17 protein-coding genes are annotated in these 13,258 nt (G+C 31.9%); all 17 read left to right on the top strand.

The features are described from left to right. The first annotated feature begins 163 nt into the window (after positions 1 to 163). The 17 genes from DWZ53_RS10720 (at position 164) to DWZ53_RS10640 (ending at position 13,180) form a co-directional block, all read left to right on the top strand. On the top strand, positions 164 to 784 hold the full coding sequence (locus DWZ53_RS10720) for an L-threonylcarbamoyladenylate synthase (protein WP_118434163.1): 621 nt from the start codon (positions 164 to 166) through the stop codon (positions 782 to 784). Next, the gene (gene rpiB, locus DWZ53_RS10715; protein ID WP_118434162.1) at positions 762 to 1,202 is read left to right on the top strand and encodes a ribose 5-phosphate isomerase B; all 441 of its coding nucleotides are present in this window, start codon (positions 762 to 764) and stop codon (positions 1,200 to 1,202) included. The genes DWZ53_RS10720 and rpiB overlap by 23 nt, the downstream gene beginning before the upstream one ends. A 4-nt stretch (positions 1,203 to 1,206) precedes the next feature. Continuing rightward, the gene (glyA, locus tag DWZ53_RS10710) at positions 1,207 to 2,445 is read left to right on the top strand and encodes a serine hydroxymethyltransferase (protein WP_118434161.1); all 1,239 of its coding nucleotides are present in this window, start codon (positions 1,207 to 1,209) and stop codon (positions 2,443 to 2,445) included. Positions 2,446 to 2,454: 9 nt separating this feature from the next. Continuing rightward, a complete protein-coding gene (gene upp, locus DWZ53_RS10705; protein ID WP_118434160.1) occupies positions 2,455 to 3,078 on the top strand; it encodes a uracil phosphoribosyltransferase in 624 nt (207 codons plus the stop codon). Continuing rightward, positions 3,078 to 3,275: an AtpZ/AtpI family protein gene (locus DWZ53_RS10700; RefSeq protein ID WP_118434159.1), complete on the top strand. Its 198-nt coding sequence runs from the start codon at positions 3,078 to 3,080 to the stop codon at positions 3,273 to 3,275. The genes upp and DWZ53_RS10700 overlap by 1 nt, the downstream gene beginning before the upstream one ends. Then, entirely contained in the window at positions 3,272 to 3,643 is a 372-nt protein-coding gene (locus DWZ53_RS10695) for a hypothetical protein (RefSeq protein ID WP_118434158.1), read from the top strand. The genes DWZ53_RS10700 and DWZ53_RS10695 overlap by 4 nt, the downstream gene beginning before the upstream one ends. Continuing rightward, positions 3,636 to 4,310, top strand: coding sequence for a F0F1 ATP synthase subunit A (locus tag DWZ53_RS10690; RefSeq protein ID WP_118434157.1), 675 nt, complete (start codon positions 3,636 to 3,638; stop codon positions 4,308 to 4,310). The genes DWZ53_RS10695 and DWZ53_RS10690 overlap by 8 nt, the downstream gene beginning before the upstream one ends. A 66-nt stretch (positions 4,311 to 4,376) precedes the next feature. Then, a complete protein-coding gene (gene atpE, locus DWZ53_RS10685) occupies positions 4,377 to 4,601 on the top strand; it encodes an ATP synthase F0 subunit C (RefSeq protein WP_022001942.1) in 225 nt (74 codons plus the stop codon). 31 nt (positions 4,602 to 4,632) lie between these two features. After that, the gene (gene atpF / locus DWZ53_RS10680) at positions 4,633 to 5,133 is read left to right on the top strand and encodes a F0F1 ATP synthase subunit B (protein WP_118434156.1); all 501 of its coding nucleotides are present in this window, start codon (positions 4,633 to 4,635) and stop codon (positions 5,131 to 5,133) included. Next, a complete protein-coding gene (locus DWZ53_RS10675) occupies positions 5,133 to 5,666 on the top strand; it encodes a F0F1 ATP synthase subunit delta (RefSeq protein WP_118434155.1) in 534 nt (177 codons plus the stop codon). The genes atpF and DWZ53_RS10675 overlap by 1 nt, the downstream gene beginning before the upstream one ends. A 9-nt stretch (positions 5,667 to 5,675) precedes the next feature. Beyond that, positions 5,676 to 7,199: a F0F1 ATP synthase subunit alpha gene (gene atpA, locus DWZ53_RS10670; RefSeq protein WP_118434154.1), complete on the top strand. Its 1,524-nt coding sequence runs from the start codon at positions 5,676 to 5,678 to the stop codon at positions 7,197 to 7,199. Between the two features lie 6 nt (positions 7,200 to 7,205). After that, the gene (gene atpG, locus DWZ53_RS10665) at positions 7,206 to 8,060 is read left to right on the top strand and encodes an ATP synthase F1 subunit gamma (RefSeq protein ID WP_118434153.1); all 855 of its coding nucleotides are present in this window, start codon (positions 7,206 to 7,208) and stop codon (positions 8,058 to 8,060) included. Between the two features lie 14 nt (positions 8,061 to 8,074). Further along, positions 8,075 to 9,475, top strand: a complete 1,401-nt coding sequence (gene atpD / locus DWZ53_RS10660) for a F0F1 ATP synthase subunit beta (protein WP_118434152.1) — start codon at positions 8,075 to 8,077, stop codon at positions 9,473 to 9,475. Further along, a complete protein-coding gene (locus DWZ53_RS10655; RefSeq protein ID WP_118434151.1) occupies positions 9,468 to 9,866 on the top strand; it encodes a F0F1 ATP synthase subunit epsilon in 399 nt (132 codons plus the stop codon). Before atpD ends, DWZ53_RS10655 begins: the two co-directional genes overlap by 8 nt. 104 nt (positions 9,867 to 9,970) lie before the next feature. Beyond that, positions 9,971 to 10,789 (top strand): putative manganese transporter, encoded by an 819-nt coding sequence (locus DWZ53_RS10650; RefSeq protein WP_118434150.1) that lies wholly within the window; start codon positions 9,971 to 9,973, stop codon positions 10,787 to 10,789. Positions 10,790 to 10,921: 132 nt separating this feature from the next. Then, positions 10,922 to 11,887 (top strand): L-lactate dehydrogenase, encoded by a 966-nt coding sequence (locus tag DWZ53_RS10645; RefSeq protein ID WP_118434149.1) that lies wholly within the window; start codon positions 10,922 to 10,924, stop codon positions 11,885 to 11,887. A gap of 45 nt (positions 11,888 to 11,932) precedes the next feature. Continuing rightward, a complete protein-coding gene (locus tag DWZ53_RS10640; protein WP_233541888.1) occupies positions 11,933 to 13,180 on the top strand; it encodes an N-acetylmuramoyl-L-alanine amidase in 1,248 nt (415 codons plus the stop codon). Positions 13,181 to 13,258 lie beyond the last annotated feature (78 nt).

Raw genomic sequence — 13,258 nt, 5'->3', positions numbered from 1 at the left:
GATAGTGCTACGGTGCAACAATAGCGAACTGCCAGTTCTTTTTTTATGTTTTTTACAACAAATTTAGAATATTTCAAACAAAAGTAACTAATCTCTAAAAACATCAAATTATATATATTTTTTGTAAATTTTATAGTATAATTGGTGCAAATGAGGTGATTTGATGAACACGGTTTTAGTCGGAAAAGATGATATAGATACAATCGTACCAGTTCTTTTAGCTGGTGATGTTGTCGCTTTTCCTACTGAAACCGTTTTTGGTTTAGGAGTAAAATTTAATGATTTAAATGCATTAAATAAAATTTACCAACTAAAACATCGTGATAGTCATAAAGCTGTAACATTAATGGTTCATGATATCAAGGACATTGAAAAATATGCTTTTGTTGATGATCAAATCAATAATGTCATCCAGCATTTTATGCCTGGTGGAATTACTCTCATTTTAAAAAAGAAAGAAGTTATAGATGACGTCTTTACGTCAGGATTAAAAACAATTGGAATAAGAATTCCTGATGATCCTTTCGTTTTAGAATTATTAAAACGGGTAGGACCGATGTTTGTTACAAGCGCAAACATATCTGGACATTCAGATTTATTAAATCACCAAGATGTTTATTCTGTATTTAAGGGGAAAATCAAAATAATCGTTAAGGGTGATTGTGGTAATGAAATTCCAAGTACAGTAGTAAAGTTAGATCAAGAAGTTCAAGTATTACGTAAGGGTCATATTTCAAAACAAGACATTGAGGAGGTGTACTATGAAGATTGCAATCGCATGTGATCATGGTGGATTACGTTTAAAAAATGTTTTAAAAGCTGATTTAGAAGAACATGGATATGATGTCGAAGATTTTGGTACTTACAGCGATGATAGCTGTGATTATCCAGATTATGCAGGACCTGCTGCTAAAGCGGTAGCTTCTGGAAAATGTGATAAAGGTGTTGTTGTTTGTGGTACTGGAATTGGTGTAAGCATTACAGCAAATAAAGTAGATGGTATCCGTTGTGCTTTATGTCACGATGTTTTCAGTGCAAAAGCAACACGTGCACATAACGATACAAATATGTTAGCTATGGGTCAACGTGTTATCGGTGAAGGATTAGCTTTAGAAATATTACATGCATGGTTAGAAACCGAATATGAAGGTGGAAGACATGATCAAAGAATTAAAAAAATGATGGCTTATGAGGGGGAATAGTCAAATGAAAGACGTAGAATTATTTAAAAGTGTAGAAAAAGAATTAAATAGACAAAGATCAAATATTGAGTTAATTGCTTCTGAGAACTTTGTTTCTCCAGAAATCTTAGAATTAGCTGGAAGCGTACTTACAAATAAATACGCAGAAGGATATCCAGCTAAAAGATATTATGGTGGATGTCAATTTGTAGACGAAGTAGAAGAATTAGCTCGTACTAGATTATGTAAAATTTATGGAGCTGAACATGCAAATGTGCAACCACATAGTGGTGCTCAAGCAAATACAGCTGTTTATCTTGCCTTATTAAATCATGGAGACAAAGTATTAGGAATGTCTCTAGCTGATGGAGGACATTTAACTCATGGTCATCCATTAAACTTTTCAGGAATTAACTATGAATTCTATAGTTATGGTGTAAATAAAGAAACTGAAATGATTGATTACGACGAATATAAAAAGAAAGTCGAAGAAATTAAACCAAAATTAGTTGTTGCTGGAGCAAGTGCTTATAGTAGAACAATTGATTTTGAATTTATGGCAAAAGTTGCTCATGATAATGGTGCATTATTCATGGTAGATATGGCACATATTGCTGGACTTGTTGCTGCTGGATTACATCCATCACCATTTCCACACGCTGATATCGTGACAACAACTACACATAAAACATTAAGAGGACCACGTGGTGGTGTTATTATGTGTAAAAAAGAATTTGCTGCTGATATTGATCGTGCAGTATTCCCAGGTATGCAAGGTGGTCCATTAATGCATATTATCGCTGCTAAAGCACAATGTTTCTATGAAGTAATGCAACCTGAATTTAAAGAATATGCAAGCCAAATTATTAAAAATGCAAAAGCATTAGAAAAAACATTAAAAGAAGAAGGATTCAGATTAGTTGCTGACGGAACTGATAACCATTTAATTCTTATTGATGTTAAAGCAAGTTGTGGCATTTCTGGTAAAAAAGCACAACGTTTATTAGATGAAATCAATATTACAGCTAATAAAAATGCTATTCCTTTTGATACAGAAAAACCATTCAAAGCTTCTGGTTTACGTGTAGGTACACCAGCAATGACAACAAAAGGATTCAAAGAAGAAGACTTTGAAGAAGTAGGAAGAATTATTGCTTATCGTTTAAAAAATGAAGAAACTGACGAAATTAAAGAAGAATGCTTAAAACGTGTAAAAGCATTAACAGATAAAGTTACAATGTATAAAGATATTCAATATATCTAGGAGGTCATTATGTCTTTAACAATATTAGATCATGCGCTTATTAAACATAAACTTACAATTATGCGTGATAAAAATACATCAACTTATATATTTAAACAAAACTTAGATGAAATTGCTAAGTTAATGGCATTTGAAGTAACAAGAAACATTCCACTAAAAGATAAAGAAATTGAAACACCAATTTGTAAAATGATAGGAAAAGAAATGGATAAACAAATTATTCTTGTTCCTATTTTAAGAGCCGGAATTGGTTTAGTAGATGGTTTTAGAGATATTATTCCAACAGCCAAAATTGGTCATATTGGAATGGAAAGAGATGAAGAAACACTTATTCCACGTGAATACTATGCCAAATTCCCAAAAGGAATTGAAGATTCAGTTGTTATTGTTGTTGATCCAATGCTAGCAACAGGTGGAAGTGCAAATATGGCTATTGAAAATATTAAACAAAGAGGAGCTAAAAATATTAGATTAGTTTGTTTAGTAGGAGCACCTGAAGGGGTAGCGGCCATCCAAAAAGAACATCCTGATGTCGATATCATGTTAGCGGCATTAGATGAAAAATTAAATGAAAATGGTTATATTGTACCAGGACTTGGAGATGCCGGAGATCGTTTATTTGGCACTGATTAATGGATAAACAATTAATTAAAGATTTAATTTATGGTTTAACACTGGCAAGTGAGGTTATTGGCAGTTTTATGATTGCTGTGATAGTGGGAATACAATTAGATCGGTATTTCCACACAAAGCCAGTTTGGATTATCATACTTTTGATTTTTGCTTTTATTCATGTTATGAAAATATTATTTAAAGTAGGTAAAAAATGAACGAAAGAGATGTGTTAAAACAATCGATTAAAGTTTTTATTATAGGTTTGATTATATTTAGTTTAATAGGTGTGATATTAAAGAGTATCGCTTATCCTTTAGGGTTTGCTTTAGGATATGTCATCAATGTTATTATTTTTAATATCATCATTAAAACATCTGATTTAATATTGAATATAGGACATTCTATAAGCATGATTGTTATCATGTCGATTATTAAATTATTATTGTATGCATTAGGATTTTTATTAGCCATATTCTTTAAAGACATCTTAAGTATTATCGGTGTTTTCTTTGGATATATGGTAATAAAAATAACGATAAATATTATGGGTTATTTAACTAAGGAGGTGAAAGAGAATGAGTAACTTCTTAGATTCAATTCAAGTTGAATTAATCTTTTCACTTATTATTATGACATGTCTTGCAATCTTCTTTATTTATGCAGGACGTAAAGTCGCCGCAGCTGATCCTACAGCTAAACCTAAAGGAGTAGTTTTAGTTGTTGAAACAGGTGTGAAAATGATTTATGACTATTTAAAAGGAATTATGCCTAAAAAGTTTGAAAAAAACTATTATCCTTATTTTGCAATGTTATTTGCGTATTTAGTTATTTCAAATATTAGTGGTTTAATAGGCTTTGAAGCACCAACTTCAAACTATTCTATTACCTTAGCTATGACAATCATTACATTCTGTTTAATTCAGTTTAACGCAATTAAAAAACAAGGATTTTTAAATTATATTTGGGGTGCCGTTTGGCCACCAACAAATTTATTAAGTATCTTATCACCACTTATTTCATTATCAATGCGTTTATTTGGTAATATTTTAAGTGGATCTATCTTAATGTATTTGGTTTACCAATTTACAGGATACCTATCAAGTTATGTCATCAACTTTAACTTTTTAGGACCAATTATTGCCCCTGTATTACATTGTTACTTTGATATCTTTGCAGGGTGTGTTCAAACACTGGTATTTGTCACATTATCATCTATCTTGATTATGATGGAAAATCCAGATGAAGAATAAGTTCTAACCTAGAATGCTAGTTTAGATATAAATGAAAATGAAAACTATTTATAGGAGGAAAAAATTATGGTAAAAGGATTAATCGCAATCGCAGCAGGTCTTGCTGTATGTGCAGGTTTAGGAACAGGGATCGGTGAAGGGATTGCCGCTAGTAAAGCAGTAGAAGCTGTAGGAAGAAATCCAGAAGCTGAAGGTAAAATCCGTACAATGATGATCTTAGGTATTGCCTTATCAGAAACTGTTGCCATCTATGGTTTATTAGTTTCATTAATCTTATTATTTGTATATTAATAATTGACTATCTAGAAAAGGAGGAATATAAATGCCAGATATTGCCGGAAAATTATTCCCTAATGTAACAACTTTGATTGTTCAATTATTATCTACTGGTGTCTTATTAATTATTTTCAAGAAATTTTTATGGGTGCCAGTGCAAAATTATTTTGCTAAAAGAGCGGATTATATTGAATCAACAATCAATGATGCAAAAGAAATGAATGAAAAAGCAAGTAAGCATTTAACTGAAGCTGAAAAGCAAGCACGTGATGCAGCCATGCAATATCGTTCAATTTTAGATCAAGCTAAAGAAGATGGTCAAAGAGCAAAACAACAAATTGTTGATGAAGCTCAAAAAGAAGCACAAAATAAAATTGAACAAGCACGTCGTGAAATCGAATCAGAAAAACTTCAAGCACGCCAAGATATGAAAGAAGAAATTGTGGATGTTGCTTTAGAAGTTGCAACTAAAGTAATGAACAAAGAAATGAATGAATCAATCAATAAAGAACTTGTTGAAAACTTTGTTGATGAAGTGGTGAACTAATGAACGTCATTTCACAAAGATATGCAGAATCATTATTTGATTTAGCACTAGAAGAAAACAAGCTAGATGATTATTTAAATGATATGAAGCTTGTTGATGAAGTATTAGAAAGTGATCCTCAATTTGTTCAATTCTTTAGTCATGTATTAATTAAAGATGATGTAAAATGTCAGTTAATTGATGAATCTTTTAAAGGAAACATTAATGAATATGTTTTAAACTTTTTAAAACTATTAGTTAAAAAAAGAAGAATTCGTTATATTGGCGAAATAGTCAAAGCTTTTATTACTCTTAGTCATCGTCATTTAGGTATTGAAGAAGGAATTATTTATAGTCCTTATCAATTATCTACTAAAGAAGTTCAAGAAATAGAACAAGTGATGAGTAAAAAAGAAAATAAAAAAGTGACTTTAAAAGTACGTCTTGATCCATCCTTAGTAGGAGGGGTTAAAGTCGAAGTGAACAATCGTATTTACGATGGTTCAATTAAGAATAAAGTAGAAGTTCTTAAAAAAGAATTATTAAGAAAGTAGGTGAAAATAGTGGGGCTTAGACCAGATGAAATTAGTGCTTTAATTAAAGAACAAATTAAACACTATGATGACATGATTGAACAAAAAGATGTCGGAACAGTTATGACTGTTGGTGATGGTGTATGTTTAATTCATGGATTAGATAACGCAATGCTTGGTGAATTATTATTATTCCCAAACGAAGTTTATGGAATGGTCATGAACTTAGATGAAGATAGCGTAGGAGCCGTACTACTTGGATCTGAAAGTACGATTAAAGAAGGAAACGAAGTTAAACGTACTGGAAAGATTATTGAAGTGCCTGTAGGAGATGCTTTGTTAGGTAGGGTTGTTAACCCATTAGGACAAGCCATCGATGGAAAAGGGCAAATTAAAACAACAAAAACAAGACCAATTGAACGTGTAGCAAGTGGGGTTATGACAAGAAAGAAAGTTGATCAACCTTTACAAACTGGTATTACATCAATTGACGCTATTATTCCAATTGGTAGAGGTCAACGTGAGTTAATTATCGGAGACCGTCAAACAGGTAAAACAGCTATCGCTATTGATACAATTTTAAATCAAAAAGATCAAAATATTTATTGTGTTTATGTTGCAATTGGACAAAAGAATTCAACTGTAGCACAAGTTGTTGAAAAATTAAGAAAAGGTGGCGCAATGGATTATACATGTGTTGTATCTGCCGGAGCGTCAGAATTAGCACCAGTACAATATATTGCACCTTATGCAGGTTGTGCTATTGCTGAAGAATGGCTTGAACAAGGTAAAGATGTCTTAATTGTTTATGATGATTTATCTAAACATGCCGTAGCTTATCGTACAGTGTCTTTATTACTTAAAAGACCACCAGGACGTGAAGCTTATCCAGGAGATGTATTCTACTTACATTCAAGATTACTTGAACGTGCTTGTCGTTTAAATGAAGAAAATGGGGGAGGATCAATTACTGCCTTACCAATCATTGAAACACAAGCTGGTGATATTTCAGCATACATTCCAACAAATGTTATTTCTATTACTGATGGACAAATTTTCTTACAACAAGAATTATTCAACTCTGGATTTAGACCAGCGGTAGATACAGGATTATCAGTATCACGTGTAGGTTCATCAGCACAAATTAAAGCCATGAAACAAGTATCAAGTTCATTAAAACTTGAATTAGCACAATATGAAGAAATGCAAGCCTTTGCTCAATTTGGTAGTGACTTAGATGAAGCAACAAAAGCAACATTAGATCATGGTGCTAAAGTACGTGAAGTATTAAAACAAGCACAATACTCACCACGTGAAGTTTCAACACAAGTGATTACTTTATTTGCTTTAAAATATGGTTTTACAAAACCATTACAAGTAGAACAAGTAACAGCATTTATGGATGGATTAATTGAACATGTATCAATTAACCATCATGATATCATTGATGAAATCAATGAACAAAAAGCAATTTCTGATGAATTATCTAAGAAAATGAAAGACGTCATTGGCGCATACGTTGAACAATTTGAAAAAACGCAAGCAGCGGGGTAATGAATTATGTCAGGATCAATGCAAGAAATTAAGCGCCGCATTAAATCAGTTGAATCAACTAAAAAAATAACAAAAGCAATGGAATTAGTTGCAACATCTAAACTTCGTAAAACAAGAAATCAGTTAGATGAATTAAAACCTTACTATCAAAAAGTAAGAGAAACATGTGCTGAAATTCTTGCTTCAAATAGTACCATGACAGATAGTCCTTATTTATTAAAAAACAAAGATGGTGTTAATATTTATATTGTTATTACATCTAGTTTAGGACTATGTGGAGGTTACAATGTTAACTTATTTAAAGCTGTAAAAGATGAAATTAAGGATGGAGATTATGTTTATACTATTGGTAGTAAAGGAACATCTCATTTCTTAAAACATCATCATGGTGTAACAGATCATAAATTTAGTGATTTAAATACGACTTTAGACTTTAAAGATGTAACTAAACTGGTTACAGAGTTAACAAATAAATATAAGAATAAAGAAGTGAAAGAAATTAAAATTGTTTATACTGAATTTGTAAACAACTTAACATTTACACCAAGAATTGTAACTTTACTTCCAGTAGATACTAATGAATTTAAAAATATTCATATTACAAATAAATATACTATTTTTGAACCAAGTCCAGAAGTAGTTTTAGATAGTTTAATTCCAATGTATCTACAAGCAGTTATTTATGGATATCTTGTTGAAAGTGTAACCAGTGAAAATGCTTCAAGAAGAACATCTATGGAAAATGCTACAGATAATGCTGAAGACTTAACTGAAACATTATTACTTAAATACAATCAAGCGCGTCAAACAGCAATTACTAATGAAGTTAGTGAAATTGTTGCTGGCGCAAATGCACAATAAGAAGGAGGTGCCATATGGCTAATATTGGTAAAATTATTAGTGCGCGTGGACCTGTTATCGATATTCAATTTAATGATGAACATTTACCATCATTAAATACTGCCATCAAGATTGATAATCATGGTGAAGAATTAGTTGTTGAAGTTGCTCAACATATCGGAGACGACGTAGTTCGTTGTGTTGCCATGGGGGCAACAGATGGTATTGTTAGAGGGATGGATGCAATCGATACAGGAAGCCCAATTACAGTTCCAGTAGGAAATCAAACATTAGGACGTATGTTTAATGTTTTAGGACAACCTATTGATGGTAAAGGACCATTAAGTTCAGATGTAGAAACAAAACCTATTCATAGGGAAGCACCTACTTATGCTGAACAAAGAACAGAAACAGAAATTTTTGAAACAGGGATTAAAGTTGTAGACTTAATCTGTCCATTTATTAAAGGTGGTAAAATTGGATTATTCGGTGGTGCCGGAGTAGGTAAAACAGTATTAATTCAAGAATTTATCAACAATATCGCTACTGAACATGGTGGTTTATCAGTTTTCGCTGGAGTTGGTGAACGTAGCCGTGAAGGAAACGATTTATACTATGAAATGAAAGAAAGTGGAGTATTAGAAAAAACTTCATTAGTTTTTGGTCAAATGAATGAACCACCTGGAGCACGTTTACGTGTTGCTTTAACTGGTTTAACAATGGCTGAACAATTCCGTGATGAACAAGGACAAGATGTATTATTATTCATTGATAATATCTTCCGTTTCACTCAAGCAGGATCAGAAGTATCTGCCTTATTAGGACGTGTCCCTTCTCAAGCTGGATATCAACCAACTCTTGCAACTGAAATGGGTGCATTACAAGAACGTATTACATCAACTAAAAAAGGATCAATTACATCAGTACAAGCTGTATATGTACCAGCTGATGACTTAACTGACCCTGCTCCAGCAACAACATTTGCTCACTTAGATGCTAAAATCGTATTGGATCGTTCTATTGCTGCTCTTGGAATTTATCCTGCAGTAGATCCATTAAATTCATCATCTAGAGCCTTAGATCCATTAGTAGTAGGTAAAGATCACTATGAAGTAGCTCATGGGGTTCAACAAATCTTACAACGTTACCAAGAATTACAAGATATCATTGCCATTCTAGGTATGGATGAATTAGGTGAAGAAGACAAATTAATTGTTGCGCGTGCACGTCGTGTTCGTAATTTCTTATCACAACCATTTAGTGTAGCTAGTCAATTTACTGGATTAGATGGAAAATATGTCCGTGTTGAAGATACAATTCAAGGATTTAAAGAAATCTTAGAAGGTAAATGGGATGAATTACCAGAACAAGCTTTCCATAATGTGGGTACAATTCAAGAAGCAGTAGAAAAGGCTAAGACATTAACAAATGACTAAATTTAATTTAAAAATTGTAACACCACAAGGTATTTATAAAGAAGTGGAAGTAGATCAGGTTAATCTTAGAACAACTGCTGGACAAATAGGAATATTGGCTCATCATATGCCCCTTGCAAGTGGTATCGAAATATCAGCAATGGATTATGTCAAAGATGGAAGTCATGAAACATTTGCAATAGCAGGAGGATTTGTTTATGTTAATGATACAGAAACAACAATTATTGCTAATGCAATTGAATCACAAGAAGAAATTGATTTAGATCGTGCTCAACAAGCTAAAAAAAGAGCAGAAGAAAGATTAAAACAAACATCTAATGATATTGACTCTATGCGTGCAGAAATTGCTTTAAAAAGAGCAATTACACGTATACACGTTAAAAATATGTAATAAAATGGAAGGGAAACCTTCCATTTTAATTTAAATAAAGTTATCTTTTCTTTAGCATTATTTTTAGATTATGCTATAATGGGGCAATAGAAAGGAATGATGAAATGGATATATTATTAGAACCAACAAAAGAATCATTAATAACATTGCCTTTTTTACTTTTGGCATGTTTATTCATAGAATATTTAACAAGTCGAAATGTTGCTAATAAAGTGATGGAACATGGAAAACTTGGACCAATCGTAGGAGCCATTGTAGGCTGTATTCCACAATGTGGTTTTTCTGTCCTTGCTGCTCGTTTTTATACAATGAACATTATTACAGCCGGTACCTTACTATCAGTCTTTATAGCGACAAGTGATGAAGCTTTATCAATTTTAGCGATTCATCCAGAATTATGGAAAACCATGATTTTATTGATTATTGTTAAAATTGCTGTTGGGGCGATTGCTGGTTTATTAGTTGACAAACATAATCATAAAAATGATGATGATTATGAATATATACAGGTAGCTGATTGTGATTGTGGATGTCAAAATGGTATCTTTGTACCAGCAATAAAACATGCATTAAAGATATTTGCCTTTATTTTACTTACTAATATAGCTTTATCATTACTTATTGATTATGTCGGACAAGATACACTTACTGCTTTTTTAGAAACAAATAAATATCTACAGCCTTTAGCTTCAGGAATAGTAGGCTTTATTCCTAACTGTGCAGGGTCTGTTGTTTTAACTCAATTATATGTTTCAGGTGGTCTTACTTTTGGAGCGTTGATAACAGGGTTATCAACTTCAGCAGGTGTAGGAACATTAGCTTTAATAACTTATAATGAAGATCGTCAAGATACAATAAGAATCTTATTATTATCTTATATCGTGGCACTTGTGATTGGATATTTACTTACCTTTATACTATAATTATTTCCCAGGAAATATAAACAAATATGTCAAATCGAAACAAATGTTTCGATTTTTTTAATAAAGTGCATATCATTTGTCAAACATATAAATGCACGTTATGATGTCAATAGATAAAGGAGAGTGATTGATATGTTTGATGAAAAAAGAAAAGTAGTATTAATTGGAACAGGATTTGTAGGGATGTCTATGGCTTATTCCATTATGAATACTGGTGGTATAGATGAACTCGTTTTAATAGATGTTAATGAAGAAAAAGCACAAGGGGAAGCGATGGATATTAGTGACGGTTTACCTTATGCTAAAACTCACATGAAAGTCATTGCAGGTAACTATCATGAATGTCGTGATGCAGATATCGTTGTGATTACTGCTGGGGCTGCTCAAAAACCGGGACAAACACGTTTAGAACTTGCGGGAATAAACGCTAAAATTATAAAAAATATTACAAAACAAGTGATGTCTTCAGGATTTAATGGAATCATTGTTGTAGCTAGTAACCCAGTTGATTTAATGAGTTATGTTGTTAAGAAAGTATCAGGTCTTCCTGCAAATCGTGTCATTGGCTCTGGAACGATTTTAGACACAGCTAGATTAAGACATAAAATGTGTGAATATTTAAATATTACATCAAGTAATATTCATGCTTATGTTTTAGGAGAGCATGGTGATTCATCATTTGTATCTTGGGATAATGCTTATGTGGGATGTTTGAAATTATATGATTATTTAGATCGTAAAGGAATTGAACATACAGAATTAGAGCATATTCATCAAGAAGTAAGAGATGCAGCCTATAAGATTATTGAACGAAAGAAAGCCACATATTATGGAATAGGGCTTTCACTTAATCGTTTATTACAAGCAATATTAAATGATGAAAATGCTATCTTAACAGTATCTGCTCACCAAGATGGACAGTATACAGATGAAGATATCTATATTGGTGTTCCTGCTGTCGTTAATCGAAGTGGTGTTAAAGAGATTATAAAATTGGATTTAAATAAAAATGATCAAGAGAAATTTAATCATTCATGCAAAACATTAAAACAGACAATTAAAGAGACAATTGATCAAATTATTGAGGATAAAGCATAGTTTATCCTCTTCTTTTTATGTATAATCAAACTATGAGGTGAAAATATGAAAAAGAAGAAGATTATTATTGGGGCAGTTATTTTATGTCTCATTATTATTGGTGGTGGCATTTATGCGATGCAACAACCTAAAGAACTGGTATTACGTATACATAAAAAGAGTCAAGTCATAGAATATGGACAAACTTATACACCAACTTTTAAAGATCTTGTTATTACAAAGAATCTTGATAAAGATGATATTAAAGAATTAAAAAAGAATACGCAAATTAAGTCAAATATAAAAAATGAAGATAACAAAGAGTATCCTGCTATTGGTCAATACAAAGTTACAGTTCAATATCATAAACAAAAGAAAACAAAGGTGGTTGAGGTTAAAGATACGACAGCACCACAATTTAATGATACCAATGAAGTAACGATTCCCTTCAATCAAGAAAATTATGACTTTAATAAAAATATAAGTGCAACTGATTTATCACCAGTTACAATTGAATATCAAAAAGAGAACATTAATTATAAACAAGCAGGAACTTATACTTTAAAAGCAGTAGCTAAAGATCAAAGTGGCAATCAAAGTGAAAAAGATATCCAAATTAAAGTTGAACCAGAAAAAGTTGAAACACCAAAAGTCCAAGGACAAACAACTTATGTTAAAAATGGTAATAATAAAGTTATTTGTATTGATGCAGGGCATCAAGCTAGAGGCAATAATGAAAAAGAACCTAATGGACCGGGTTCATCAATTTATAAAGCTAAAGTAACAACTGGAGCAACAGGTGTTGCTACTCATAGTTTAGAATCACAAATTAATTTACAAGTTGCTCTTAAATTACAAAGAATATTACAACAAAATGGATATCAAGTCATTATGTGTCGTACATCACAAGATGTAAATATTTCCAATGCACAAAGAGCTCAAATCGCAAATAATGCCCATGCTGCGGCTTTTGTGCGTTTACATTGTGATAGTAGCGCTTCTTCTGCACCTACAGGAACAATGACAATGGCACCATCACAAAATAACGCTTATTGTTCAGCTATATCTTTAGAATCACAAAAACTAGCAAGAGCTATTTTAAATCAAACTTGTAAGGCTGCAGGATCTCATAGTAGAGGGGTTTCTATTACTGATACAATGACAGGATTAAACTGGGCTCAGGTTCCAGTAACGATTATTGAAATGGGATTTTTATCTAATCCAACAGAAGATCAGTTATTGAGTAGTGATAGTTATCAAGAAAAATTAGCTCAAGGAATAGCCAGTGGTATTAGTGAATATTTAAATCAATAAAAAAGGAAGATTTTTGAAATCTTCCTTTTAATGAGTATTTAAAATAATCTGATATTTTAGTTTTAAACAAAAATAGTA

The sequence above is a fragment of the Coprobacillus sp. AF33-1AC genome, from assembly GCF_003475785.1.
GTDB lineage: Bacteria > Bacillota_I > Bacilli_A > Erysipelotrichales > Coprobacillaceae > Faecalibacillus.
The sequence above is the reverse complement of the archived record's forward strand: the minus strand, read 5'-3'. Positions and strand labels throughout refer to the sequence as shown.